This is a genomic window from Proteus sp. G4380, assembly GCF_963885725.1.
Classification (GTDB): Bacteria; Pseudomonadota; Gammaproteobacteria; order Enterobacterales; family Enterobacteriaceae; genus Proteus; species Proteus mirabilis.
This window is the reverse complement of record NZ_CAWPAV010000094.1, coordinates 1-26,353: the sequence shown is the minus strand read 5'-3', so window position 1 is coordinate 26,353 and position 26,353 is coordinate 1. Positions and strand designations below refer to the sequence as shown.

Here is a 26,353-nt window from a genome sequence, read left to right as displayed (position 1 = left end):
CAAAGCGAGAGTTATCCACCTCTATCAGACTGCTTTTACTGAAATTGGTTCACCTTGCAGACGTTTTTTCAGAGTACGCTTAGTTCGGTCAATCACATCACCAGCAAGTTGACCACAGGCAGCGTCAATATCATCACCACGAGTTTTACGTACAATAGTGGTGAAACCATATTCCATTAACACTTTAGAGAAACGATCAATGCGACTATTAGAACTACGTCCATAAGGTGCGCCTGGGAACGGGTTCCATGGAATTAAGTTGATTTTACAAGGTGTATCTTTTAAGCACTCTGCTAATTGATGTGCTTGTTCAGTGCTGTCATTAATATGATCAAGCATGACATACTCAACAGTAACTCGACCTTGGTTTGCATTAGATTTAGCAATATAACGACGCACGCCATCAAGAAACATTTCAATATTATATTTCTTGTTAATAGGGACAATTTCATCACGAATATCATCTGTTGGTGCATGCAATGAAATCGCTAAAGCAACATCAACCGCATCAGCTAATTTATCTAATGCAGGTACGACACCGGATGTAGACACGGTGACTCGACGTTTAGATAACCCAAAGCCAAAGTCATCCATCATAATTTCAAGAGCAGGAATAACATTGTTAAGGTTAAGTAATGGTTCACCCATTCCCATCATAACAACATTAGTGATTGGACGACGGCCTGTCTCTTTTAAAGCACCAATAATTTTAGCAGCACGCCACACTTGGCCGATAATTTCAGAAACTTTAAGGTTACGGTTAAAACCTTGTTGTGCCGTTGAACAGAATTTACACTCTAACGCGCAACCCACTTGTGATGAAACACATAACGTCGCACGATCATCTTCAGGAATATAGACTGTTTCAACTTGTTGAGAGCCTACTTTAATCGCCCACTTAATAGTGCCATCCGCAGAGCGTTGTTCTTCAGACACTTCAGGTGCCTTGATTTCGGCAATCTCTTTTAACTTCGCACGCAGCACTTTATTGATATCTGTCATCTGATCAAAATCATCATAGCAATAATGGTATATCCATTTCATGATTTGATCAGCGCGGAAAGGCTTTTCGCCCATAGAGACAAAAAGCTCACGCATCTGTTTACGATTTAAATCTAACAGATTGATTTTTGTTTTTTGATTCACAGTATTTTCTTTAGAAACAGCGACAGAAGCGCTTGGCGCTGGAGTGGTAGATTGGGTCATGACATTGCCTCGTTGTTACACTATGCGGCCTACGTTAATAAAATCTATTAACGGGATACTTATTAATTAATAAAAAGACGCCCCATTAAAGATTAACAGGGCGTCGCATTGTACATTTTTTCGTATACAGATGCTAATAAATTAGCGTGGGCAAATTTCGTTTTCAGTAAAGAAATAAGCAATTTCACGCGCAGCTGAAGCTTCTGAATCTGAACCATGCACTGCATTTTCTGTAAAGCTATCCGCGTAATCAGCACGTAAAGTACCCGCTAAAGCGTTATCAGGATTAGTTGCACCCATTAAGTCACGATGACGTTGGATAGCATTTTCGCCTTCTAATACTTGTACCATGATAGGGCCAGAAGTCATAAACTCAACTAAACCATCAAAGAAAGGACGGCCTTTATGCTCTTCATAAAAACCTTCTGCTTGTTCACGAGTTAAATGCAACATTTTTGCTGCTACGATGCTGAAACCCGCACTTTCAAAGCGGTTATAGATTGCACCAATAACATTTTTTTTCACTGCGTTTGGTTTGATAATAGAAAAAGTGCGCTGAATAGCCATGTATTACCTCAAAATATTGTATTAATAACAACTTATGTTGCCTGTTTTTATCGCAGATCATGGAAAAACAGCTCAAAACCGTATCCCCTGCAAAAATAAGGGATTGATTATAGGGGGATAACAATAAATTGCACAGATGAAATCCCGCTTTTTTTTAAAAAACTGTGGCAAAAAAGTTATAATTTATCGATTTAATCACATTTTTGGCCTTCATTTGATTAAACTCTGCACTTATTTAACGAAAACTGAAATTCACCATATCCGTTTGACCGCTAAGATCAAGCACCGAAAGTTGGTATTTGCCACGTTTTTCTAATAAATAAGAGAACGTTGCCCCATTTTCAGTTTTACCGATTTGTTCACCATTTAAAAACCACCATTGCATACCACTTCCCCCTTGTGTAGAAACCGTTATTTCAAGCTGAGTTTCACCAGGCAATGGACGCAATAAATCCCCTTTTCTTATCCCAGAGATATACAATGGGATCATATCTTCTTTAATCGGTGGACATGTTAATGAAATTGGTGGTAATCGTTTTGCTCTACGCTCTTTTTCAGGCAACCAAGCATCTAATGCTATCGGCCATAAAGCAATATCCTTTAATTGAGCACCAGGACAATTAGGCCCTGTCCGTTTTCCTTCTTTATCTATCCATACTTTTTCATTGATGCCTAAAATGCCCTCTTGGCTTTCATTCAATAGTGTTGGGGGAATAGTATTATCAAGGATCCAGCTTCGTCGACTGACTCGACAGTTACTATCTTCTTTAGGCAAAGCTTTTCCCGTTGGCCAACAAATAGCTGCGGCTGAGACACTATTTGGCCTAGGATCAACAGGAGGCCGCTGTTTATTTTGATAAAAATAACTCGTCAATAAATTATTAACTTGATTCATTATCGGTACAGCGGTTGCAAATCCAAACTGCCCCGCAACAGGTGTGCCATCAGGTCTCCCCACCCAAACACCAATGGTATAACGCGCATTAACGCCTATCGACCATGCATCACGATAACCATAACTTGTTCCTGTTTTCCAAGCCAAGGGAACAACCGCTGAAATAGCACTATCAGGACGAGGCCGTGCCTCTCCCGCTAAAATTCGCCGAATGATCCACGCAGCACCGGGTGACATTAACATACGTTCATTGATGGTTTGCTCTGGCGTAAAACGTAACGGCGCGGTCTTTCCATGCCTTGCAAGCGCACTAAAAGTCGCCACTAATTGATCCATTCGTGTTGCTGTTCCTCCTAAAATAAGCGCTAAATTAGGTTCAGAGCCATAAGGAAAACGCATTTCAAGGTGATTATGTCGCAACTTAGCTGCAAATTTTTTTGCGCCATAAGCTTCTATTAATTGAACGGCAGGTAAATTTAATGAACGACTAAGGGCTTCACTCGCACTCACGGCACCGTTAAATCCAGTATCAAAATTACCAGGACGGTAATCTTCAAAACGGCGCGGAACATCTTGTAATAGTGATTCTGCATGGATCAATCCTTCATCCAAAGCAAGACCATAAATAAAAGGCTTTAAGGTTGATCCCGGCGAACGCCATGCACTTATCATATCAACATGCCCAAAGCGTTGATTATCATTAAAGTCCGCCGACCCAACATAGCCTTTAACACTCATATCCGTGTGATCGACCACAAGTATTGCCAGAGAAGTTTTATCGGCTAGCTGATATTTCCACTGTTTGGCTAGCTCTTCTAGTTGTCGTTGAAGATTAATATCAATCGTGGTTGTGATCACCGGCGCTTTTTGCTCGTTATACATACGCCGAGCCAATAATGGCGCGAGTTGTGGCGTTTGTCTTGGTGCAAGTAGCACTTGCTCTTGCTTTATTTCAGCCACTTTCTCTTTGGGCCAAATTTGATATTCCGCTAATCTATCTAATACTTTATCCCGTGCAGCTTGAGCACGCTCTGGATACCGGTCTGGCCTTAAACGACTGGGTGCTTGAGGTAATACCGCCATTAATGTTGCTTCACCTGCTGATAAATCAGCGGGAGATTTACCTAAATAGGCCCAACTTGCAGCGCCAATCCCTTCTAAAGTGCCACCAAAAGGTGCACGGTTAAGATAAATTTCTAAAATCTCATCTTTTGAGTAATACCATTCGAGCTGTAATGTCCGCCATAATTGTTTTAATTTTCCCCCTAAAGTCCGTGAGTGGGGGTCAATCAAACGTGCAACTTGCATTGAAAGCGTACTGCCTCCAGAAACAATTTTTCCCGAGCTTAAGTCTTGCCATGCGGCACGTAAAATAGCTATAGGGTTAACACCGGGGTGCTGATAAAACCAGCGATCTTCATAAGCTATCAACGCCTGCAAATATTCAGGGGAAACATCAGAAAGGGTAACGTGATAACGCCATATTCCTTCTTTATCAGCAAAACGCCAAAGTGGTGTTCCATCTTCAGCCGTTACTATGGTGGCGATTTGAGGCTCGGGATCTGGCAGTGGCCAGATCTTATCTGCTATCCATAGCAATAATGGTGTTACTAATAGAAAAATAACGCTCGCGGCGATTAACCGCTTATATCCTAGTTTCATTCAATCACTCAAAGGAAAAGCCCTTTCCGAAGAAAGGGCTGTCTAGCTTAAGGCACAACATCAATTTTATTTTTTGTTGCCCCTACGGCACGCCAATAAGGCACATACATTGACTCAACTTGCGGTGGCGGTACTTGATAACTCCCCGGAGTTACCGCTCTTGCTAAGTAAAGTAATGTCGTAGGACGATATTTATCAACCGCTATTGCGGCAACAAAACGATCATCACGATATTCAAGATGTTTAATATTGGCTTGTCCCATATCATCAATAAACTCCTGCAAATCAGCAGCACTATCGCTTAAGCTTGCGCTACTTGATGCTAAGTTTTGATTTTCAATTTCAAGCCCCGCAGGTAATAGATCAACCACTAAGGCATCAGGTACATCTCTATTAGCTGAAACCTCTAATTTTACCACCAGCATTTCACCACTTTGTAAGCGATTAGGATCGACTCGATTGCCTTTTAGATCGTAATAACTACGATTGATCTTCAATACATTGCTATAAGGCGCTGGGGCAACTTTTGGATATCCGACAACATTCATTCGAGAGTAAATGGTTGTACCACCTTGGTTGTTTAGCTCTAAACCTTCTTGCAATTGTGTTGCTGTCAATGCTTCATTAACTGCGCGATCACTACTCATTGCTGGCACTTGACGATTAATGGTTACTTCCCAAGGCTTCTCTGCCATATCAATAAAGAAACGACCAGCAAGGTATAGTGAGTTACTCTCTTGTGTAGAGAACCATTCACGCCCTGTTAAGTTATCAGATAATGTAATAACACTGGCATCACGAGTTTGAGTTTCCAAATTGTTTTCACTGAGTAGCGCAATAATCAACGCTTGGTCACGAATAGTACTGCCGTAATCACCTAAACCGTAATTATATTTACGTGGCATGGTGACACCTTCAGCAATTAGGCTTTCAGCACGAGAGTTATCTCCCATCAATTTCAAAGCAACACCTAACTGCACAAGCGCTAAACCACTACCCGCTTGATTACGTTCTAGATATAAACGGCGCAATTCTCCCAAAGGGGCTTTTTGCTGATTAGCCAGAACTAAAGCCGCATATGCTCTTGCTGAGAATCGAGCCGCATCTTGGTTAACCACATACTCTTCATTAACAATATTTTTATCTTGTAAATAACGTAGTAGACGATCATTTGCCCGTTTTAATGCCTCAGTAGGAACTTCATAACCTTGTTGAGACGCTCTAAATAAGAAATCTGTTGCATACGCCGTTAACCAAAACTCTTCACGCCCACCTTGAGCCCACAAGGCAAATCCTCCTTCGGATTTTTGCATTGTTAAGATATGAGCAATCCCTTTTTCTATGGCTTCTTTTCTTTGCATATCTGTTTGTGTTTTGATCCCCAATTGTTTCAACTCTTTCTCTGTTGAATACAAGGATGGATATAATCCACTAACAGTTTGCTCAAGACATCCATAAGGATATGCAAATAACTCTCTAACATAACGCGCTACCTGTAACGGAGGGCGACTAGTAAGTAATAATTCCCCCTCAAGCGTTGAGCGATTAAATTGATTTAATGCTTCGTTTGGTAGGCGCCAAGACTCACCATCTGCTAATGTATTGGCGTAATGTATTGTCTCAGCAGGATACGCAGGGCGTACACCTATTTTCCAAGTATTTTGATAAGGTTTTATCTCTTCATTAGGTACTTTAATACCATAAATAGACAGGGAAAATTCTCCTTGGCCAAATCCATGTTTTGCCGTAATAGGGATTTGAACTTGAGTTCGTTCACCTTTCGATAATGAAACGGTTTTACTGTCGACACCCGCTAAATCAACTAATCCTGATGCCGTATAATTTAACGTAATAGATTGTGGTGCATCCGTTAAGTTAGTTAAATCTAATGACAGTAACGCATCATCTCCCCCAGCCATAAAGCGTGGTAATGAGAGTTGAGTAACTAATGGCGCGGCAACAACAACTTTACCTTCTTGGCTACCAAATTTATCCGCAGTCCATGCTTGAGCCATAAGGCGGACTTCACCATTAAACTCAGGTATAGGTAAAGAAACCTCACCTTCACCTTGTGCATTTAATTTTACAGGTGTGGCTTGTTGAGCAATGATTTGCACATCTGTTAATGGCTTTTTACCACCACGAGATAATGCGCTTTCTTCGCTTCCATCACCACCAAAACGTAGGTTGGCTAAACGCCCTTCACCTTCAATTAACTGACCATAAACATCGTATTGATCAACGCTATAACGCTTACGACCAAAGAAAGCTTCGTACGGATCAGGCGTTTTATAGTCGGTAATATTTAAGACACCTGTATCAACTGCAGACACTAATACATTGATGTTTTCCGGCAATGGCTGGCCTGCAACGGGCTTAGCTTTAATCCGAATTTTTAGATCTTGATTTGGACGAATTTTTTCAGGTGCATCCAGTGCAATATCTATACGGCGATTGTTATCTTGTAGTGGTAAATGCAAAATACCTACGGCACGTTTTACCGTCGCTTGTTTGGATGTATCCCCCGGTCTTACCACCACCGAAGTCAAATATAAATCGTGTCTTGCCCACTCTTTATTAATAGGTACTTCAACATCAAGCCCTTTTTCAGGTACATCAATCTCTTGCCACCATAGCGGCCCATCACTCGATTCTAATAGCACATAACCTTTACCAGGATGAGGGGCTGCAATATTGAGTTTGACTTTTTCACCCGGTAAGTAACTCTCTTTATCTAATTTTAATTTAACTTGATCAGGTCTTACTGCCCCGGTTCCGCCAGTATTATCCATCCAAGAATAGCCCGCCCAAAAACGTAAGCTACTGACAAGTTCTGTTTTAGGATCGACCACTTCTATACGATAAGAACCCCATTCAACAGGGAAAGCCACTTTTGCGGTACCATCTTTAGCTATTTTGATAGTCTGCTCATCCATTTGCAGATCTTTTTGATTGTAGCCAGACTCCCAACCATTTGAATTAGACCAACGCCAATAATAATCATAACGTTCGTAAATAAATCTTACTTTTAGGTCATCAGCAGGTAATTTTTTACCCTCTTGATCGGTATAAACGATTTCAAACTCCGCCATTGAGTTTTCATCAACACTATAGCCTGATTTATATTTATCATTACGGTAGTCATACACCTCTTTTTTAGCAAAAACAGGGCGAATTCCCGCAAGATGTGTCGCTGGCCATACCGCTTGTTGATAACGGCGAGTAACAGGACGCCCTCCGGCTTCAAGTAAGCTTGCTTGTAAGATAATATTAATCGGTGATTTCACTTCAGCATAACGGTCTTTATCAACCGTTAATGCCCCTTCACCATCCGTATCAAGAGTAAGTTCAAATTCATCTAATAAACGACTTAAATTTTCATCTTTTACGGCACCAAATTCATAACCCGGCAGTTGACTGACGGCTTCTCGCGAAGCTTTTAAGAAAACCTGCCCTTGTAAGCGATTATCTGCTGCCGGTGCACCATAAAGATAACGACCTTTAATATCAAAATAAGCATTATTACCACTGAGTAAAATGCCTTTTTTACCGGTGATCTCTAATGCCATACGCTCAGGCATAAAATCTTCAACTTGGAATTGGTAGAAGCGTGGAGTGCCATCGCCTAAATCAAAACGTAATTTCCGAATACCTGTACTCTCATTTTCAGGGATCATCAGTTTCAACTGATAAAAACCATTTTCAGGTTGCCAAACAAAACTACGGGAAACCTGACCATCCGTTTTTAATAAGTCAACTTTAACAGGTTGCTCTTTAATCGGGTTTCCATCACCATCTCGCAATAAACCATTAACGATTAAGGTTTCGCCGGGGCGGTACAGATCGCGTGGACCAAAAACAAAAAATTGTTTGCTATAACCTTGTGGCCCGCCGATATCAAATTCGGATAAATCAAGGGCCGGTTTACGCAAATCAATCATACTGGTTTGCCCATTACGAATAGCGAGTAATAAACGTGCTTTATCACTCTTTTCTAATGTGGCATGCCCTTGATTATCAGTTTTTGTTTTAGATATTAAATTACCTTTTTCATCTAAAAGACGAATTTCAATATTGTCTAATGCTGCGCCATTTTTCAGGGATTGAGTAAAAATATCTAGCGTATTAAGGTAGCTATGTACTGATAAACCGATATCACTAAAAGTAAATACCGTTGCCGGCATGGTATAGGAGTATTTACCTGCCTGCTGCATTACAGCGATATAGACACCCTCTTTTTTCAGGGCTTCAATAGATTTGAGTGGTAATAAGACATTTTCACGGGTGTTTTTTTCTGTATCAAGTTCAAAGCGCCCGCTATACACCAAATCCGCTTGTGACAGAAAATCGTCTGATTCCCAATAGTTAATATTAGAGCGGCTTTCCCATTGAGTTAAAAATTGTGTTAACCGATCATCTTTAACTCGAAAAAAGTTAACATCGACTTGTTCGACATTTAATGCGCTAATTGGCAAACCTTCCGTTGCTTCTAACGGTAATAATGAGCCTTTACTGGTAAAGCCAACCGATGGAAAAATCTCTTCTGTAGTAAATTTTTGGCTAAATGGCTCTACTAATTTACGTTCGTTAATTCCTTTAATTTGAGCATCAATAGTCAGGTTTAACTCTGTTGAAGGTGGCAAATGGCGGAACCGTAACTCCATCAGATTATCAGATAGCTCCCAAGCCCCCTCTAATTTACCTTTTTTAGTATCAACAAGACGGATAACATCATCAAATTTCTGGTCAGGATCGAGTGGTACTGAAAAAGTCACTACCATCGTACTTGCGCCATCGCGTTGTAATTCAGAGGCATCTAGTACAGTCACCTCTTTACCTGCATAACGACGAGCAAGTTCATTGCGCACTTCTTGGCTAGTTAATGCAGTTTGATTATTCGTTTTGGTTGTAACTGCGGTTTTATCACCAAGTTGTGTTGTCGTTTGTTGCGATGTGCTTTTTTGTTCCGCAACTTGTGTTGGTTGTGAGTTATCACTCGTCGAAGATTGCTCATCTTCTGTTTTGTTATCATCACAGCCTGTTAAAGCTAATGCTGAAGCCAGTACCACTGCAAGTGTACACCAACGGTACCCTCTTTTTTCCGTGTACTGTCTAAATTGATCTCGATTCATATCCATTTCCTTTAATTCAACCCCTGAATTATATGATGTTTTATGCAGGCTATAATAATATACAACGTATTAAGTAAATTAATTATCTAATACTACAGCCTTATTTAGGCTTTACTAATTATTTGTTTGTGCGTTTTTAAGCAAAATAATAGTAAAACAAAGAGTTACATATAAATGCAAACCATTTGCTATTTTAATCATTTTCTTATTATAGGGTAAAAAAAAGCGATATCTGATGAGATATCGCCTAAACTGCAAAAAAACTAGGTTAGGTATTCAAATTAACGATTGGAATACCCTTACGAAGAAAGCCCCCTAATTTGCGTTGATAAAAAGGTGTTACATGGTGAGTCATAAAATGACTTACACCTTGCTCATCTTTATTCACAAAACAGAAATCAAGAGATTGTCCTTCTTCTAGGTGCTCAAAAGCGGCTTCAGCAGCTTGTGGGAGTATCTGAGCAATAATATTTTCTTCTCCAGTGATTTCTAGCCCAATCAAATAAAATGACTCATCATCACCTTGCTCCAAAGCATTAACAATAAATGCACGACGAATAGGCTTATGTTGACCAAAAAATTCGCTCAATGCTTGTGTTAATTTTTCAGGCTGTGGCTCAAGCACACTCAGTTGTAGAGAAGAACCTTCAACAGCAACAATTTCTTGTACTTCAAATTGTTCAGATACATCCATTACAAACTCCAAATCACATAATGTTTATTATTTTGCTTTTGTTAATAATAAATTAGCGATAGAACGAACACCATATCCTGTTGCCCCAGCAGCCCATTGTTCTACAGATGATTTTCTGTAAGTTGCTGAACAATCGATATGTACCCAGCCTTTTTTATAATCTTTCACAAAGTGAGAAAGGAAAGCGGCTGCTGTACTTGCGCCTGCGGTATGTGAAGGTGCAGCAATATTATTGAGATCAGCAAAACTTGATGGTAACTGGCTACGATGGAAATCAGCTAATGGTAAGCGCCAGAACAGTTCATTTTCTTGATCTGCACTTGCTAATAATTCATTCGCTAATTTATCATCAAAACTTAATACAGAGTGATAATCATTGCCTACGGCCACTTTAGCAGCACCTGTCAATGTTGCCGCATCGATAATCAATTCAGGGGCAAAGTTGCTAGCATCAATTAAACCATCTGCTAAAACTAAACGACCTTCTGCATCCGTATTCATGATTTCAACGGATTTACCATTACGATAACGGATAATATCTCCCAACTTAAAGGCATTGCCGCTAACCATATTATCAGCAATACAGAGCAATAGTTTTACGCGTTTATTTAAACCTCGTGTAATAGCTAAAGCCAAAGCACCAGCTAAGGTTGCAGCACCGCCCATATCCGCTTTCATAGAATTCATGGAAGAAGAAGGTTTGATGCTATATCCGCCTGAATCAAAGGTGATCCCTTTACCAACAAGACAGGCAAAGATAGGGGCTTCGGCATCTTTAGTTGGATTAAAATCTAATGCTAAATAGACGGGATCACGTGAAGAGCCTCGACCTACAGTATAAATTCCCGCATAGTTCTGATCTCGAAGATCAGCCCCTTTGGTGATTTTATAGCTGATATCTTCTTTATCTAAACCACAAAACAGATCAACAGTACGCTGTGCCAGTTGTTCTGGCCCTAACTCTTCTGCTGGGGTGTTTATTGTGTCACGCACCCAATCAACAATGCGGATACGCGACTCTAATTCTTTTTTGTCCGCTTCACTTAATTGTGGCCATTCGATTGAACGTGCGCCTTTAGGTGCTCTAAAACCTAACCAAAACGCCCAACTACGTTCTAAATCCCAGCCGTCACCAACTAGGGCAACATTACGAATACCTTGACCATCAATTTTGCGTCCACCACGCTGAATGGCCCCTAAGCGGTTTTCTTCCGTTAAGTGAACGGTCATGCCAGTTTCGTTAGTGCTAATTAGTGCTTTTTCTCCCCAACATGCTGCTGCAGGTTCATTAGACAGCATGATAGGCATAATTTGTTTATTCATTTATTATCTCACTTATTATTACTGATGGCAGTTAACCTATTCAGACTACCAGATATTTACCTTTTAGCGTGATCAATTTACTGCAAAAAATCAGTCACGACCAATCTCATTAAAGCCTTTTAGCTAATTGCATGTTACTTTACGAGCAATATCCCATAAACAAACGCTGGTTACTCAGTCTTTTGAGGTATTTATTCCTCTTTTAAGGTTAAATCATACTGAGCAATAAAAACAAAAAGACTGGCAATTAACCAGTCTTTCGCATTAATCATTTACTCGATTATTCAAATTCATCAAGCCAAACTAATAAAATTGCTTCAAGAATTTTTTCATTCGATTTTTGTGGATCATCATCAAAATCGTCTAATTGGCAAATCCACTGATGCATATCGGTAAAACGAACGGTTTTTGGATCTGTATCGGGGTAGAGATCATAAAGCGCTTCCCCTATTTCACGTGTATCACTCCATTTCATTTTAAACTCCTAAAATCAGTGTTCTCTCGCATGGTTGATAGAATATTTAGGTATTTCAACGACTAAATCTTCATCAGTTACCTTCGCTTGGCAACTTAAACGACTTTCTGGCTCTAATCCCCACGCTTTATCTAACATATCGTCTTCCAGCTCTGTACTTTCATCAAGAGAGTCAAAACCTTCACGAACGATACAGTGACAAGTGGTACACGCACACGACATTTCACACGCATGTTCAATCTCAATGCCATTACGTAATGCAACATCAAGAATAGACTCACCTTCAGTGGCATCAACAACAGCACCTTCCGGGCAAAGTGTGCTATGGGGTAAAAATACAATTTTAGGCATAGTTATATCTCATCCACAGAATGACCTGCCAACGCTTGACGAATGGAAGTATCCATACGACGCGCAGCAAATTCCTGAGTTTGCTTATCCAGTTGTTTAATGGCGTTTTCAATGGCAACAGGATCTGTTCCCTCAACGCTTTCTATTAAAGTATCTACAACATTATCGATAGCCGTTTTCTCATCTTCAGTTAAGAGATGAGCATCTTCTTGTAATGCTGCGGTTAAACTTTCTAACACGCGAGCGGCTTCGACTTTTTGCTCGGCAAGACGACGAGCTTGTAAATCTTCTTTGGCATTTTCCATTGAAGATTGGATCATATTAGCGATTTCTGTATCACTAAGACCATAAGAAGGTTTTACCTGTACAGAGGCTTCAACACCAGTGGATTTTTCCATCGCACTAACGCTTAATAAACCATCAGCATCCACTTGGAAGGTAACACGTATATGTGCTCCTCCCGCCGCCATTGGCGGAATACCCCGCAAAGTAAAACGGGCTAATGAGCGACAATCACTCACCATTTCACGTTCACCCTGTACCACATGAACACTCATGGCAGTTTGACCATCTTTAAAAGTGGTAAATTCTTGTGCTCTCGCAACAGGGATAGTGGTATTTCGTGGGATCACTTTTTCAACCAGCCCGCCCATGGTTTCTAAACCTAATGAAAGCGGAATAACATCCAACAAGAGCATTTCGCTATCAGGTTTATTACCTACCAGAATATCTGCTTGAATAGAGGCACCAATAGCAACAACTTTATCAGGGTCAATCGAAGTTAATGGTTCACGTTTAAAATAATCGCCTACCATTTGGCGCACCAGCGGCACGCGAGTTGATCCGCCCACCATAACCACTTCGAGCACTTCATCCACGTCAACATCAGCATCTTTTAATGCTCGACGAACAGATAACAACGTACGTTTAACTAAAGGTTGAATTAATAATTCAAATTCAGCGCGGGTAATTTCCCCTTTCCAACCATTGATATTGATATCAGCCACATCATTATCACTTAAAGCGATTTTAGTTTCTGAAGCAATATCAAGTAATTGACGTTGTAAAATAACATCATTTTGATAGCCAAATCCCGCACGCTCTCTGATCCAGTCGGCTAACATCATATCAAAGTCATCACCGCCTAACGCAGTATCACCACCAGTTGCTAAGACTTCAAACACCCCTTTAGTTAAACGTAAGACAGAGATATCAAAAGTTCCGCCCCCTAAGTCGTAAACGACAATAGTGCCTTCTTTTCCGGAATCTAATCCATAAGCAATCGCGGCAGCAGTAGGTTCATTTAATAAACGTAATACATGTAAACCTGCACGACGTGCTGCTTCTTTAGTGCCTTGACGCTGTGCATCATCAAAATAAGCAGGTACAGTGACAACCACACCATCAAGTTCACCACCTAATGATTGTATTGCACGCTCTGCTAAGGCTTTTAAAATATCCGCAGAAACTTGAATAGGATCGACAATGCCAGCAGGTGTTTTAATTAATGGCAGTCCACTATCATTGTCATGAAAATGGTAAGGGAGGTTAGGATAACGACTGGTTATATCATTTAGCGAGCGCCCCAGCATTCGTTTTATTGAGCTGATAGTATTGGCGGGATCTTTTTCGGCTTCTTGTTTCGCCTGCCAGCCAACATTAATATTATCAACTTGATACTGCACAACAGATGGCAATAAATAGCGACCTTCACTATCAGAAAGCGCTTCGGCTTGCCCACTACGTACAGTGGCAACAAGTGAGTGTGTTGTTCCTAAGTCAATACCCGCAGCTAATCGACGCTGATGTGGCGCAGGTGTTTGTCCTGGCTCGCTAATTTGTAATAATGACATAACAATTTTCCTTAAAAACCATCAAACAAGCGTTCTTCAAGATGCTCGACTTGCTCTTTTAATTTCGCGAGAAAACGTAATTTTCTCACATTGTCTGCGGCAATGTCCCAAGTCTGACTGTCCAGTGTTTTCACCATTTCATCATAGCGTACAGTGTACATTTTCTCTAAGCGCGCAGAAAAATCAGCCAGTAAATTTTCAGCATCAGTACTATGCTCTATATCATCCAGCTCTTCACGAAGCGTAAGCTGCTCCATAAGAAAAGCCGTATCGTGCATCGTTTGTTGCTCATTAGCAATATCGATGCCCTGTAAAGAGAGCATATATTCAGCTCTTGAAAGTGGATTTTTTAAGGTTTGATAAGCCTGATTGATAGTCGAAGCAAACGAAATTGCTTGTACTTGCTCTTTGTCAGATTTACCCGCAAAACGATCGGGGTGATATTGACGTTGCATCTCTTGATAACGAGAAGCAAGCTGTTGTTTATCAATATCAAAACGATTAGGCATGCCTAATAGGGTGAAATAGTCCATACTTCTGCTCTTGGATTAATTGATATTAATACCGTGTATAAATATTGATTACACGGTAAAGCTTTCTCCACAACCACATTCGTTAGCCACGTTTGGGTTGTTAAACTTAAAGCCCTCGTTTAATCCTTCTTTAACGAAATCAAGCTCTGTTCCATCTAAATAGACCATGCTTTTACCGTCAATAATAACTTTCACACCTTTATCTTCAAAAACGGTATCTTCGTCATTGATGACATCAGCAAACTCAAGAACATAAGCCATCCCAGAACAGCCTGATGTTCTTACGCCTAAACGCAAACCTTCGCCTTTGCCACGATTAGCAAGAAAAGAGCGAACACGGTTAGCAGCGGCTTCTGTAAGGGAAATTGACATGGCACACCTCACTCATAAAGAACGAAAGCGGACACTGAAACATAACCTTCAGCATCCGCCAATATTTTATTTTTTTATTATAACAGGCAATTATTTGCCTTGGCGTTTGCTTTTATAGTCTGCAATCGCGGCTTTTATTGCATCTTCAGCCAGAATTGAACAGTGAATTTTCACTGGTGGTAATTCTAACTCTTCAGCAATTGCGGTATTTTTAATCGCTTCTGCTTCATCTAAGGTTTTACCTTTCATCCATTCGGTAACCAAAGAGCTTGATGCAATCGCTGAGCCACAACCATAAGTTTTAAAACGTGCATCTTCAATTACACCGTTATCATCAACTTTGATTTGTAGCTTCATGACGTCACCACAAGCTGGTGCGCCTACCATACCGCTCCCCACTGTAGGGTCGTTGTTATCAAATGAACCCACATTACGAGGATTTTCATAATGATCAATTACTTTATCGCTATAAGCCATGATTTAACTCCTGAAAACGTCTGATTAATGGTGAGACCATTCGATACTGTTGATATCAACGCCTTGTTTATGCATTTCCCAAAGTGGAGAAAGATCACGTAAGCGACCAATTGCACTGTGAATTTGTTCAATTGCATAATCGATTTCTTCTTCAGTGGTGAAACGACCTAAAGAGAAACGAATAGAACTATGTGCTAATTCATCGGTTAATCCTAAAGCACGTAGTACATAAGAAGGCTCTAAACTTGCTGATGTACAGGCTGAACCTGAAGATACAGCAAGATCTTTCAGTGCCATCATTAATGATTCACCTTCAACATAGTTGAAGCTGACATTAAGAATATTTGGCGCTGTATGTTCTAAAGAACCATTGATATACACTTCTTCAATATCTTTGATGCCATTCCATAAACGTAAACGTAATTCATTTAAACGTTTAGTTTCATCAGCCATTTCTTCTTTCAATATACGGTAAGCTTCACCCATACCCACGATTTGGTGAACGGCTAATGTACCTGAACGCATACCACGCTCATGCCCACCACCATGCATTTGTGCTTCTAAGCGAATGCGTGGTTTACGGCGAACATAAAGCGCACCAATACCCATAGGTCCGTAAACTTTATGTGCAGAAAGAGAAAGTAAATCGACTTTTAATTTGGAGAGATCGATTGGTAATTTACCAACGCTTTGCGTTGCGTCAACGTGGTAAATAATGCCTTTGCTACGGCATAACTCACCAATAGCAGCAATATCTTGCACCACACCAATTTCATTATTCACGTGCATGATAGAAACTAAAATAGTGTCATCACGCATAGCGGCTTCGAGTTCTTTCAAATCAATTAAGCCATCGCTTTTTGGTGCTAAGTAGGTCACTTCAAAACCTTCACGCTCAAGCTGACGACAAGTATCTAAAATCGCTTTATGCTCAGTTTTTGATGTGATGATGTGCTTACCTTTTTTCTGATAAAAGTTTGCAACACCTTTTAGTGCCAAGTTATCTGCTTCAGTTGCCCCTGAGGTGAAAACAATTTCACGAGGATCAGCACCAATAAGATCAGCAATCTGATTACGAGCGATATCGATCGCTTCTTCAGCTTGCCATCCAAAACGGTGCGAACGAGAGGCTGGGTTACCAAAAATGCCGTCAATAGTCAGGCATTGCATCATTTTTTCAGCAACTCGAGGATCAACGGGTGTGGTTGCTGAATAATCTAGATAAATGGGTAATTTCATTGCTCACTAACTCCAAAGACGACAGATCTTCTTTAATAATTTTGTTTTGTTTGCCTAGAGATCGCCGTTAAACTCGCATATTAACAATGGTTTCTTGTAAACGACCATTGATAGCATGACGTTTTTCATTGTCTTGACGATCAGCGACATCCATAACCTCTTCGTTATTAACTAACTCTTCAAGGCTAATGCTGCTAAGGAAACTGGTAATACGATCACTTAAATCACGCCACAAAGTATGAGTCAGGCAACGATCGCCACCTTGACATCCTTCTTTATTACCCTGACAACGGGTAGCATCAACAGATTCATCAACTGCTGAAATGACTTGAGCAACAAAAATTTGCCCCGCTTCACGACCGAGTAAATAACCACCACCCGGGCCACGCACACTTGCGACTAATTCATTTTTACGTAAACGTGAAAAAAGCTGCTCAAGGTAAGAAAGGGAAATCCCTTGACGCTCAGAAATATCAGCGAGGGGGACAGGGCCTTGCTGCGAATGCAATGCAACATCAAGCATAGCAGTAACTGCATAACGCCCTTTTGATGTCAGTCTCATAACAAATACTCCGTGGTGAACAATAGTCAAATTGTGTCATTCCTGAGTAATTTAGTCAACTATTTATCTGAGTGTTTTAGTCAGGTATTAAGCTCAGCAACAATGACGCATGTTAATCAACTTAATCCTTTATTTCTTAGCCCATTTTTCAACGGATGTTAAAATACCACGTAAGATATGAAGCTCTTGTGTTTCTGGACGTGCGCGTGTAAACAAACGGCGTAAACGACTCATCACTTGTCCTGGATGTTTAGGACGAATAAAACCAGACTCATTAAGTACCTGCTCTAAGTGAACATAAAAGCGTTCAATATCTTCAGCGGGTGGATAATCAATCTCTGATGAAGCATTTTCCTCTTGTTTTTCCTGTTGAGCAAGTGCAGCCATGCGAATTTCATAACAAACAAGTTGCACCGCCATCGCTAAGTTTAAAGAGCCATATTCAGGGTTGGTAGGAATATAGAGGTGGTAATCACATTTTTGTAATTCTTCATTAGTTAAGCCTGTGCGTTCACGGCCAAAGATCACCGCAACGGGCTTATTTGCTGCCTCTTTTACGCAACGTTCACCACATTCACGAGGTGCTAGCATTGGCCAAGAGAGCGTACGATTACGCGCACTTGTTCCAATCACTAACCCACAGCCTTCAATGGCATCATCAATAGTCTCAACAATATGGGCATTGCCAATAACATCGCTTGCCCCTGCTGATAAGGCTATAGAGTGAGAGTCGGGTTTTTCTTTAGGATTAACAAAATAAAGATTCGTTAATCCCATGGTTTTCATAGCACGAGCTGTCGAGCCCATATTGCCTGTATGTGAAGTTTCGACAAGGATAATGCGAATATTTTCTAACATTGATTTCTAACTAATTGTTTTATGATCCATCTATTTTATCACAAATGTAGCCAAAAACGCGAACGCCTGTTATACTTCGCCTCGTTTTTTATCCCCGTTCTTTAACATCTTGTGGAAGATAACCATGCATCCGATGCTGAATATTGCCATACGTGCTGCACGTAAGGCTGGTAATTTAATCGCCAAAAATTACGAAAATCCTGAATCTGTAGAAACGAGCCAGAAAGGTAGCAATGATTTTGTCACTAATGTTGATCGCGAAGCGGAACAGGCAATCATTGAAATCATTCGTAAATCTTATCCAAAACACACCATTATTACGGAAGAAAGTGGCGAGTTACTCGGTGAAGATCACGATATCCAATGGGTTATAGATCCACTTGATGGCACCACTAACTTTATTAAACGCCTACCACATTTTTCTGTTTCTATCGCTGTACGTATCAAAGGTCGCACAGAAGTTGCTGTGGTTTACGATCCTATGCGTAACGAACTTTTCTCAGCTGTTCGTGGTCAAGGTGCACAATTAAATGGTTACCGCCTCCGTGGCTCTAATGCACGTGATTTAGATGGTGCTGTTTTAGCAACTGGTTTCCCATTCAAAGCAAAACAACATTCAGCAGCTTATATGAATATGCTGACTAAACTGTTTGTACCATGCGCTGATTTTCGTCGCACAGGTTCAGCAGCATTAGATTTAGCTTATGTTGCCGCGGGTCGTGTGGATGGCTTCTTTGAAATTGGTTTAAAACCTTGGGATTTCTTAGCAGGTGAACTTATTGCTCGTGAAGCGGGTGCAATTGTATCTGACTTTACTGGTAATCACGGCTATCTACAAACTGGTAATATTGTTGCGGGTAATCCTCGAGTTGTCCGAGCATTATTGGCAGAAATTCGTAGCGAATTAACTGATGCTTTAAAACGTTAATTGATACGAATAACAATAAAATATAAAAAAACTATCTTAAAAAAACTATCTTATAAAATGATCCCCAGTAGTTGGACAGCCAATTACTGGGGGTCTTTTTTATTGCCTATGCGTTTTCAATTAAAAGGGCATTTACTGAAAGTTGGCTAATTTCTTGTGCAATCTTATCTAATAGTTGTGATGTTATCTCTTGCTTATTAACACGTAATAGAAAAGCTTTTCTTGCAATGACAAACCCTAATATCTGACCAATAAGAGCATGAGCACGAATAGTGATTGTTACTTCATCACTCTTTGTATCCATTAATCCAACTAAGCGAGAAAGGCGAAGATGAAAAGGCTCTATCAGATTACTATAAATAAGATCGTAATTTTCCGTCGGTTCTAACTGTTCACGTAGGATCAACTGACTGTAATAATGGCGTTTTGGTGATAATAATGCACGAGTTAAACCTGTGACTAGTAATAGAACTAATTCAGCCACTTTTTCATTTTTATAAGGTCGGTTTTCTTTCAATAAAAACTGAAGCTTATTATCAAATTGGTCAAACTGAATTTCAGAGGCTAATTCTGTAGCAATATATCGGATCACTGCTGTATAAACCCCTAATTTTCCGCCAAAGTGGTAAGGTATTGCTGATTGATTAACACCAGCATCTTGCGCAAGTTGTCGCGTTCTCAATCCACTGATCCCATATAGTGCAAAAAGCCTAATACCTTCTTGCACTAATTTCTCTTGAGTTTGTTCTGTACTTACTGCAGTTTTACTGGTGTTTTTCATTATAATCAACTGGTTACTATTAGGACTATATATCTGCCCGCATTAATTGTGTTGAGTTAGAATTTAACTCAATCCCTTTGCTTTTGCCAACCACAACAGTGCCACCTAAATTACATAAGTGGTGGCCGAAGCCACAATTAGGCTCAAAAGCAAATGTCATACCTTCTTGTAATACCAATTCTCTCCCTGGATTAGGTAATCGCTCAATTTGTTTATAACGATGAGCAAGAGGTAATGATTCAATACCTGGCGCTGTGCCAAAGCCGATTGGGCCATAAGGATTAATACTGTGAATAAGTGGATGAACATGCCATCCCCCTGATTCTAATAGTGGTTTTTCCATTAAATCAACGACTTCACCAAAGGTTATCCCTGCTTTTAAATGTTCAACGCCAATTTCATAGCATTCACGTGCAACTAATGCTGCTTTTTCTAAGTTTTCGTGAATTTTACCTACAGCAACCGCCGCTTGATGTTGCGTTTCATACATTCCATATAAAGCAAAAATCTCTGATAATATAATATCACCCATTTGAATTTCACGAGGTGCTTGTGAGCGATATTGCCAAGCAGGAGGCCCCCAACCGATATACTCAGATCCTGATCCCATTAAAATTTCAGCGGTAAATCCTCCCCTTGATAAACAAGTGGCAGTAATTGCAGCCGCAAGCTCCGCCTCTGTTGCACCAGGCCTTGCTGTCACTCGCATTGCCTCGCTCATTGCTTCACCAATGGCGGCAGCATATCTTACATGAGCGAGCTCTTCTTCACTTTTAACTGATGCCCGTCTAAAGAAATCACGATACACACTGCTAAATTTTGCATAAGGAAATGCTTCTTTAATACCATTTAGAGTATTAAATGGCATTGCACCATCAAAATAAAATGGGGGATAAGGTTCTAAGCCAATAATACCAATATGTGCATTTTGTTGTACTCCCATCTCTTTTAGAAAATGAGCAATACTACGCCCTGTTTTTCCTACAACAAGATTATCTTCATCAACCCACTGCAAATCACCACGTAGTTTTGCCTGCATATGATCAGCTATCATCATTGGTGCAAAAGTAACTATCAATGGTTTCTTATCTTCATGAAAAATAACAACCGATCCTAATCTGTCATTTGTAAAATAGTGGTCAATACAGAACGGTGCAGGTGCTGCAGATTCTCTATCACCATAAATAATCAATGTATCTAATTGGTTATCTCTCATAATGTCTCTAGCTAACTGCCAGCGTCGGTCTCTTTCTTGTAAAGAAAAACTAGCTGGGATCACTGATTTACTTTTCATAGTAATACCTTTTTTTATTCATTCATTTGAATGAATTAAATTTAGCTTTAATATTTAAAATGATCAATCGTTTGGTTGATCAAAAAATGCGCTTTAAAAAATAAAAAGAAAAAAACCTGTAATATCAAAAGGTATTACAGGCTTAGACGTTTATGAAAAATAGGAAATAAAAGGATTAAGTATTTTGCGGTTGTACTTTCGGTCTAATAAACATTGCAGGAATAGTTAATGCCGCCATCAACCAGAAAATAAGGTATTCTTGGTTAGGAAGTTTTTCATATAACCATCCCGATACAATCGTCATAATAGCGATACTTCCCCCCATTGCTAGAGCAGAATAAACCGCTTGTAAACGAATAATTTCATGCTCTTGACGTGCAGTAATAAAACGCATTGCCGCTAAATGGCATACGGTAAATGTGCCACTATGCAAAATTTGTACAATAATAAGTGCCGGTAATGCTGTAAAACTGCCCATCATCCCCCAGCGCAATAGCCCTGCAAATGCTGAAAGTAATAATAAGTTTCGAGCACTCCAACGGCGGAATAAACGACGGCTAAACATAAAGACAACCACTTCAGCAACTACGCCTAAGGACCAAAGATAACCAATCGTTGCTGTATCATAGCCTGCTTTTTCCCAATAGAGTGCGCTAAAACCGTAATAAGCAGCATGAGCACCTTGTAGTAAAGAAACACATAATAGAAAACGCCAGACTGGGCCATCTGAAATCAGTTTCATAAATGAAACATGATGGTGTTCCGCTTTTTTGACCTTACCTTGGGGCATGATTTTCGGACGTAACATTGAGGTAAGGAATAATGCAAGAGTACTGGCAATCAATCCATAAAGAATAATCGGGTGTCCAAAAGCATCAATCAATATCCCCAATAATGAGGAACTAATAATAAATGCAATAGATCCCCAAACCCGAATTTTTCCATAATCTAAAGGAAATTGTTTTTGCCATGTTCCCGCAAGTGAATCTCCCAAAGGCACCATGGGTGCAAAAAAAACGTTAAATCCGGTCATTACCAAAAAGAGCCAAGCCCAATGAGTGCCCAACATAAATGCAACGGTAAATAGGAGAGATAAAAAAGCAAAAAGTCGCAGTGCAGTAATGAGCTTTGATGGATCTTTTACAGCCGGCGTTAAAATCAAGCTTCCTACAAAACGAGCGGTTAAGCCCACCCCAAGTAGTAAGCCTATCATCGCAGGATCAACCCCCTCGCCCTTTAACCAGATAGACCAAAAAGGCAAGAAAATACCATATGAGAAAAAATACGTAAAATAATCTAAGGCAAGCCACAGTGTTGATGGAATAACCATCCAACCCCCCATTTTTAACATGCAAAAAAACCCGCCAAGAACATGTTCTCGAAGCGGGCTTGTATAACGGGTTTTATTATATCGTTACAAACTTATGCGTAAACTGGAAATTTAGCGCAGATATCCAAGACTTTTTGTTTCACTTTTTCAATGTTCGCTTCATCATTGATATTATCAAGGACATCACACATCCAACCGGCTAAATCTTTTGCTTCCGCTTCTTTAAAACCACGACGTGTAATCGCTGGAGAACCAATACGAATACCAGATGTAACAAATGGACTGCGAGGATCATTTGGCACACTATTTTTGTTCACAGTGATATTAGCACGACCCAGTGCAGCATCAGCATCTTTACCTGTAATATCTTTATCAACTAAGTCTAATAAAAACAGGTGGTTCTCTGTGCCACCAGATACTACTTTATAACCGCGCGCTAAGAAAACGTCTACCATTGCTTTCGCATTTTTTGCAACTTGTTGCTGGTAAACTTTAAACTCAGGTTCCATTGCTTCTTTTAATGCAACGGCTTTACCCGCGATCACATGCATTAAAGGACCACCTTGAGAGCCAGGGAATACGGCAGAGTTTAATTTCTTATAAAACTCTTCATCGCCACCCTTAGCAAGGATAAGACCACCACGAGGACCCGCTAATGTTTTGTGTGTTGTTGTAGTCACAACGTGAGCATGTGGTACTGGGTTTGGATAGACACCCGCTGCAATCATACCTGCAACGTGAGCCATATCGACAAATAAGTAAGCCCCTACGCTATCTGCGATTTCACGCATTTTAGCCCAATCAACCAAACCTGAATAAGCTGAAAAACCACCAATGATCATTTTTGGTTTATGCTTTTTAGCTTGCTCAGCGATATCTTGGTAATCAATTTTACCGGCTTCATCAATACCATAAGGAACGATATTGTAGAGTTTACCAGAGAAGTTAACCGGAGAGCCGTGAGTTAAGTGACCACCTTGGGCCAAATTCATCCCTAATACTGTATCACCCGGTTTAAGTAATGCCATATACACAGCCGCATTCGCTTGTGATCCAGAGTGAGGTTGTACGTTTGCATAATCAGCACCAAATAGTGCTTTGGCACGATCAATAGCTAATTGTTCAACAACATCAACGTATTCACAACCGCCGTAGTAGCGTTTACCTGGATAACCTTCTGCATATTTGTTGGTCAGCTGAGATCCCTGCGCCTGCATAACACGAGGACTAGTATAGTTTTCAGAAGCAATTAATTCGATGTGCTCTTCTTGACGAGTCACTTCACCTTCCATTGCATTCCATAATTCCGGATCGTAATCAGCAATATTCATTTCACGTTTTAACATTCACATCTCCTGACTCAGCTAACTTCACTAAAGGCGAACTCCCTTACGGGAGTAAGAATGACATACAGTGTAAACTCTTTTTCCTCATTGAGATAGTCCCAAAAGAAAAAATACGCAATCGTTTGCTAAGCCACTATAACACAGTTCTATTACTTTTTGATAACCTCATTTTATCTGCTGTTTTTGTTCTTTTTGAGGCACATCTCGCTAATTTATGTAAACCCTCAACATCATTCTCTAAGATTTCCCCATTTTCCTAAAAAAAATAAAAACTCAGATTTACAAATAAAGCAAAAAGATATAAGTTGTATTAAAAATACATGTTATAAAAATCATATTAAACTGAATATTTTTCAGGAGCAATTATGTTAGATGCACAAACTATCGCGACAATTAAATCCACTATTCCTCTTATTGCTAAAACAGGCCCCGCGTTAACGGCGCATTTTTACGACAGAATGTTCTCTCGCCATCCTGAGTTAAAAGATATTTTTACCATGAGCCACCAAAGCAGTGGCGCACAACGTGAAGCGTTATTTAATGCGATATGTGCTTATGCAACGCACCTTGAGGATTTACCTGCTATTTTGCCGGCGGTAGAAAAAATTGCACAAAAACATGCCAGTTTGAATATTCTTCCTGAACATTATCCTATTGTTGGAGAAAACTTATTAGCCACCATTGATGAAATGTTTAACCCGGGCAAAGAAGTGCTTGATGCTTGGGGAGCCGCTTACCAAGTTTTGGCTGATGTTTTTATTAATCGGGAAGAGCAAATTTATCAACAAAAAGAACAAGCTTCTGGAGGCTGGCGAGGATTACGCCACTTTAAAGTTAAGCATAAAGTAAAACAAAGTGAGGTTATTACCAGCTTTGAATTAGAGCCTGAAGATGGACAAGCGGTTACACCTTACCGTGCAGGCCAATATTTAAGTATTTATATTCGTGATGAGAAACTTGCAAATCAAGAAATTCGTCAATATTCCTTAACGCAATCGGCAAACAATAAAACCTATCGTATTGCGGTAAAACGTGAAGACAAAGGAATTTTATCTAATTTTCTTCATGACCATATCCAAGAAGGAGACATCTTACAAGTTGCCGCACCAGGGGGCGATTTTTATTTAGATATCTCATCAACAACGCCTGTCACATTAATTTCAGCAGGTGTAGGCTTAACTCCTATGTTAGCGATGTTGCACACCCTCTCTTCTCACCAAGCACAAGTCAATTGGTTACATGCAGCGGAGCATGGTGGCGTGCATGCTTTTAAGGAAGAAATCGCACAAGCAGGAAAGCAAATTGAACAATATCAACAAGCCGTATGGTATCGTCTCCCTCGTACTGAAGATATAATCAATAAAGACTATCAATTTGAAGGGTTGATGGATTTAACCAAGATGCATGAATGGCTATCAATACCTAATATGCAGTTCTATTTCTGTGGTCCATTACCTTTTATGCAATCTGTCGCTAAACAACTTATTACTCTCGGTATTGAAAGCGATAAACTTCATTATGAGTGCTTTGGCCCTCATACTGTTATTAGCCAATAACAGCCAGAATAGGTAAGAGAATAAATTAAATAATAAGGGAAAAGCGCTGATTATTTTACTATTCAGCGCTTTTTATATTGGAAACAACTAACTATTTAATAAGTAACTTTTATTGATGTCGGTATAACATGATATTTAGACGAATAGCGATACCAAATAACACTAATTAAACAGAGTGTATAGCCGAACAACTCGCTACCTTCTTCCACCATATTTTTTACTGTGCGGTTATAGTCTTCACCTAACAATTTCTCCCACAAAATCCCCATACCAAATAAGCGAGAGAACAGTAAAACACTGAGTAAACCCGCCATAAGCATTCCTTGACTAGAATGCGTTATAAAATGGGTTAAGCCATATAATGTTTTTTTCCCTTCTCTGATAGCGATCGCTATACAGACAAATGTTACCGTTAATGCAAACCAAACCCATGAACCATGTGCTAATTGGTCAAAAACACCATCTAACTCACGAATTAAGATACACAAGAAAAAGCCCATAATCAGTGTGTATCCCCCTCTCATTTCTGGCTGTTTATAAGCAGGTATAAAGAAAAGAAGACATATTATAGCCACAATAAGTTCTTGCCCCAGTTCGGTTGCTGAGGTTTCAGAAATACCATTATTCAGCACCAAAATATCGAGGAAAATAAACCCTGTTGTTATTGCCACAATCATGGCGGAAAACAAAAATAAAGCAAAACGCTTTAATAAATAGCTAAGCACGATATTACCCATAGAATAATAAATATTTAAGTTGATGATAATAACTGTCTACAAAAGTTATTGAATAACATTTTGTGCCTTAAAAGGTGAGAATTTTAGTAAAATAAATTGTTTATTATCATCAATAGACTTGTATAAGATATAAATAGCACAATAGGTGAAACATAAAAAAACATTTTATGAACAAAGAAAGG

General features: G+C 39.8%; 22 protein-coding genes. 2 read left to right on the top strand and 20 right to left on the bottom strand.

What is annotated here, in order from left to right:
* Positions 1 to 24: 24 nt before the first annotated feature.
* The 15 genes from AACU98_RS08210 to trmJ all read right to left on the bottom strand — a co-directional run bounded on the left by AACU98_RS08210 (position 25) and on the right by trmJ (position 18,199).
* On the bottom strand, positions 25 to 1,206 hold the full coding sequence (locus AACU98_RS08210) for a bifunctional tRNA (adenosine(37)-C2)-methyltransferase TrmG/ribosomal RNA large subunit methyltransferase RlmN (RefSeq protein ID WP_004243825.1): 1,182 nt from the start codon (positions 1,204 to 1,206) through the stop codon (positions 25 to 27).
* A 141-nt stretch (positions 1,207 to 1,347) separates the two neighbouring features.
* Positions 1,348 to 1,773 carry a nucleoside-diphosphate kinase gene (gene ndk, locus AACU98_RS08205; protein WP_004243827.1) on the bottom strand — a complete coding sequence of 142 codons (426 nt, stop codon included), beginning with the start codon at positions 1,771 to 1,773 and terminating at the stop codon, positions 1,348 to 1,350.
* 235 nt (positions 1,774 to 2,008) lie between these two features.
* Entirely contained in the window at positions 2,009 to 4,330 is a 2,322-nt protein-coding gene (gene pbpC / locus AACU98_RS08200; RefSeq protein ID WP_004250636.1) for a peptidoglycan glycosyltransferase PbpC, read from the bottom strand.
* A 47-nt stretch (positions 4,331 to 4,377) separates the two neighbouring features.
* Positions 4,378 to 9,462: an alpha-2-macroglobulin family protein gene (locus tag AACU98_RS08195; RefSeq protein WP_004248434.1), complete on the bottom strand. Its 5,085-nt coding sequence runs from the start codon at positions 9,460 to 9,462 to the stop codon at positions 4,378 to 4,380.
* A 268-nt stretch (positions 9,463 to 9,730) separates the two neighbouring features.
* Entirely contained in the window at positions 9,731 to 10,156 is a 426-nt protein-coding gene (locus tag AACU98_RS08190; RefSeq protein WP_004248435.1) for an enhanced serine sensitivity protein SseB C-terminal domain-containing protein, read from the bottom strand.
* A gap of 27 nt (positions 10,157 to 10,183) precedes the next feature.
* On the bottom strand, positions 10,184 to 11,479 hold the full coding sequence (gene pepB, locus AACU98_RS08185) for an aminopeptidase PepB (RefSeq protein ID WP_004243837.1): 1,296 nt from the start codon (positions 11,477 to 11,479) through the stop codon (positions 10,184 to 10,186).
* A 280-nt stretch (positions 11,480 to 11,759) separates the two neighbouring features.
* Positions 11,760 to 11,954 carry a Fe-S cluster assembly protein IscX gene (gene iscX, locus AACU98_RS08180; RefSeq protein ID WP_004243841.1) on the bottom strand — a complete coding sequence of 65 codons (195 nt, stop codon included), beginning with the start codon at positions 11,952 to 11,954 and terminating at the stop codon, positions 11,760 to 11,762.
* 15 nt (positions 11,955 to 11,969) lie between these two features.
* Positions 11,970 to 12,305: an ISC system 2Fe-2S type ferredoxin gene (gene fdx / locus AACU98_RS08175; RefSeq protein ID WP_004243842.1), complete on the bottom strand. Its 336-nt coding sequence runs from the start codon at positions 12,303 to 12,305 to the stop codon at positions 11,970 to 11,972.
* 2 nt (positions 12,306 to 12,307) lie between these two features.
* Positions 12,308 to 14,158, bottom strand: coding sequence for a Fe-S protein assembly chaperone HscA (gene hscA / locus AACU98_RS08170; RefSeq protein ID WP_012368127.1), 1,851 nt, complete (start codon positions 14,156 to 14,158; stop codon positions 12,308 to 12,310).
* A gap of 11 nt (positions 14,159 to 14,169) precedes the next feature.
* Positions 14,170 to 14,691, bottom strand: coding sequence for a co-chaperone HscB (gene hscB, locus AACU98_RS08165; RefSeq protein WP_004243844.1), 522 nt, complete (start codon positions 14,689 to 14,691; stop codon positions 14,170 to 14,172).
* Positions 14,692 to 14,739: 48 nt separating this feature from the next.
* Positions 14,740 to 15,063, bottom strand: a complete 324-nt coding sequence (gene iscA / locus AACU98_RS08160; protein ID WP_004243846.1) for an iron-sulfur cluster assembly protein IscA — start codon at positions 15,061 to 15,063, stop codon at positions 14,740 to 14,742.
* A gap of 90 nt (positions 15,064 to 15,153) precedes the next feature.
* Positions 15,154 to 15,540 (bottom strand): Fe-S cluster assembly scaffold IscU, encoded by a 387-nt coding sequence (iscU, locus tag AACU98_RS08155; protein WP_004243847.1) that lies wholly within the window; start codon positions 15,538 to 15,540, stop codon positions 15,154 to 15,156.
* 24 nt (positions 15,541 to 15,564) lie between these two features.
* Positions 15,565 to 16,779 (bottom strand): IscS subfamily cysteine desulfurase, encoded by a 1,215-nt coding sequence (locus tag AACU98_RS08150; protein ID WP_004243849.1) that lies wholly within the window; start codon positions 16,777 to 16,779, stop codon positions 15,565 to 15,567.
* A 67-nt stretch (positions 16,780 to 16,846) separates the two neighbouring features.
* A complete protein-coding gene (gene iscR, locus AACU98_RS08145) occupies positions 16,847 to 17,341 on the bottom strand; it encodes a Fe-S cluster assembly transcriptional regulator IscR (RefSeq protein WP_004248437.1) in 495 nt (164 codons plus the stop codon).
* Between the two features lie 129 nt (positions 17,342 to 17,470).
* Positions 17,471 to 18,199, bottom strand: coding sequence for a tRNA (cytosine(32)/uridine(32)-2'-O)-methyltransferase TrmJ (gene trmJ, locus AACU98_RS08140; protein WP_012368128.1), 729 nt, complete (start codon positions 18,197 to 18,199; stop codon positions 17,471 to 17,473).
* A 124-nt stretch (positions 18,200 to 18,323) separates the two neighbouring features.
* Here trmJ and suhB point away from each other — a divergent pair, with 124 nt between their 5' ends.
* Entirely contained in the window at positions 18,324 to 19,127 is an 804-nt protein-coding gene (gene suhB / locus AACU98_RS08135; protein WP_004243855.1) for an inositol-1-monophosphatase, read from the top strand.
* 106 nt (positions 19,128 to 19,233) lie between these two features.
* Here suhB and AACU98_RS08130 read toward each other — a convergent pair whose 3' ends face one another.
* From AACU98_RS08130 to glyA, 4 genes are all read right to left on the bottom strand, one after another.
* Positions 19,234 to 19,908, bottom strand: coding sequence for a CerR family C-terminal domain-containing protein (locus tag AACU98_RS08130; RefSeq protein ID WP_004248440.1), 675 nt, complete (start codon positions 19,906 to 19,908; stop codon positions 19,234 to 19,236).
* 25 nt (positions 19,909 to 19,933) lie between these two features.
* Complete coding sequence (locus tag AACU98_RS08125) at positions 19,934 to 21,202, bottom strand: M24 family metallopeptidase (protein WP_004243858.1); 1,269 nt, start codon at positions 21,200 to 21,202, stop codon at positions 19,934 to 19,936.
* A 175-nt stretch (positions 21,203 to 21,377) separates the two neighbouring features.
* Complete coding sequence (locus AACU98_RS08120; RefSeq protein WP_017627964.1) at positions 21,378 to 22,553, bottom strand: 3-phenylpropionate MFS transporter; 1,176 nt, start codon at positions 22,551 to 22,553, stop codon at positions 21,378 to 21,380.
* A 71-nt stretch (positions 22,554 to 22,624) separates the two neighbouring features.
* A complete protein-coding gene (gene glyA / locus AACU98_RS08115; protein ID WP_004243862.1) occupies positions 22,625 to 23,878 on the bottom strand; it encodes a serine hydroxymethyltransferase in 1,254 nt (417 codons plus the stop codon).
* A gap of 365 nt (positions 23,879 to 24,243) precedes the next feature.
* Here glyA and hmpA point away from each other — a divergent pair, with 365 nt between their 5' ends.
* Positions 24,244 to 25,434: an NO-inducible flavohemoprotein gene (gene hmpA / locus AACU98_RS08110; protein ID WP_161735803.1), complete on the top strand. Its 1,191-nt coding sequence runs from the start codon at positions 24,244 to 24,246 to the stop codon at positions 25,432 to 25,434.
* Between the two features lie 95 nt (positions 25,435 to 25,529).
* Here hmpA and AACU98_RS08105 read toward each other — a convergent pair whose 3' ends face one another.
* Entirely contained in the window at positions 25,530 to 26,171 is a 642-nt protein-coding gene (locus AACU98_RS08105; protein ID WP_004243864.1) for a hypothetical protein, read from the bottom strand.
* Positions 26,172 to 26,353: the final 182 nt, after the last annotated feature.

What these genes read in the sequence shown, in the direction of transcription:
- AACU98_RS08105 (WP_004243864.1), bottom strand. Translation starts at nt 26,171, where the DNA reads ATGGGTAATATCGTGCTTAGCTATTTATTAAAGCGTTTTGCTTTATTT.
- pepB (WP_004243837.1), bottom strand. Translation starts at nt 11,479, where the DNA reads ATGAATAAACAAATTATGCCTATCATGCTGTCTAATGAACCTGCAGCA.
- hscB (WP_004243844.1), bottom strand. Translation starts at nt 14,691, where the DNA reads ATGGACTATTTCACCCTATTAGGCATGCCTAATCGTTTTGATATTGAT.
- AACU98_RS08195 (WP_004248434.1), bottom strand. Translation starts at nt 9,462, where the DNA reads ATGAATCGAGATCAATTTAGACAGTACACGGAAAAAAGAGGGTACCGT.
- AACU98_RS08190 (WP_004248435.1), bottom strand. Translation starts at nt 10,156, where the DNA reads ATGGATGTATCTGAACAATTTGAAGTACAAGAAATTGTTGCTGTTGAA.
- glyA (WP_004243862.1), bottom strand. Translation starts at nt 23,878, where the DNA reads ATGTTAAAACGTGAAATGAATATTGCTGATTACGATCCGGAATTATGG.
- ndk (WP_004243827.1), bottom strand. Translation starts at nt 1,773, where the DNA reads ATGGCTATTCAGCGCACTTTTTCTATTATCAAACCAAACGCAGTGAAA.
- iscX (WP_004243841.1), bottom strand. Translation starts at nt 11,954, where the DNA reads ATGAAATGGAGTGATACACGTGAAATAGGGGAAGCGCTTTATGATCTC.
- AACU98_RS08210 (WP_004243825.1), bottom strand. Translation starts at nt 1,206, where the DNA reads ATGACCCAATCTACCACTCCAGCGCCAAGCGCTTCTGTCGCTGTTTCT.
- iscR (WP_004248437.1), bottom strand. Translation starts at nt 17,341, where the DNA reads ATGAGACTGACATCAAAAGGGCGTTATGCAGTTACTGCTATGCTTGAT.
- pbpC (WP_004250636.1), bottom strand. Translation starts at nt 4,330, where the DNA reads ATGAAACTAGGATATAAGCGGTTAATCGCCGCGAGCGTTATTTTTCTA.
- AACU98_RS08125 (WP_004243858.1), bottom strand. Translation starts at nt 21,202, where the DNA reads ATGAAAAGTAAATCAGTGATCCCAGCTAGTTTTTCTTTACAAGAAAGA.
- suhB (WP_004243855.1), top strand. Translation starts at nt 18,324, where the DNA reads ATGCATCCGATGCTGAATATTGCCATACGTGCTGCACGTAAGGCTGGT.
- AACU98_RS08130 (WP_004248440.1), bottom strand. Translation starts at nt 19,908, where the DNA reads ATGAAAAACACCAGTAAAACTGCAGTAAGTACAGAACAAACTCAAGAG.
- trmJ (WP_012368128.1), bottom strand. Translation starts at nt 18,199, where the DNA reads ATGTTAGAAAATATTCGCATTATCCTTGTCGAAACTTCACATACAGGC.
- AACU98_RS08120 (WP_017627964.1), bottom strand. Translation starts at nt 22,553, where the DNA reads ATGTTAAAAATGGGGGGTTGGATGGTTATTCCATCAACACTGTGGCTT.
- fdx (WP_004243842.1), bottom strand. Translation starts at nt 12,305, where the DNA reads ATGCCTAAAATTGTATTTTTACCCCATAGCACACTTTGCCCGGAAGGT.
- iscA (WP_004243846.1), bottom strand. Translation starts at nt 15,063, where the DNA reads ATGTCAATTTCCCTTACAGAAGCCGCTGCTAACCGTGTTCGCTCTTTT.
- hscA (WP_012368127.1), bottom strand. Translation starts at nt 14,158, where the DNA reads ATGTCATTATTACAAATTAGCGAGCCAGGACAAACACCTGCGCCACAT.
- AACU98_RS08150 (WP_004243849.1), bottom strand. Translation starts at nt 16,779, where the DNA reads ATGAAATTACCCATTTATCTAGATTATTCAGCAACCACACCCGTTGAT.
- iscU (WP_004243847.1), bottom strand. Translation starts at nt 15,540, where the DNA reads ATGGCTTATAGCGATAAAGTAATTGATCATTATGAAAATCCTCGTAAT.
- hmpA (WP_161735803.1), top strand. Translation starts at nt 24,244, where the DNA reads ATGTTAGATGCACAAACTATCGCGACAATTAAATCCACTATTCCTCTT.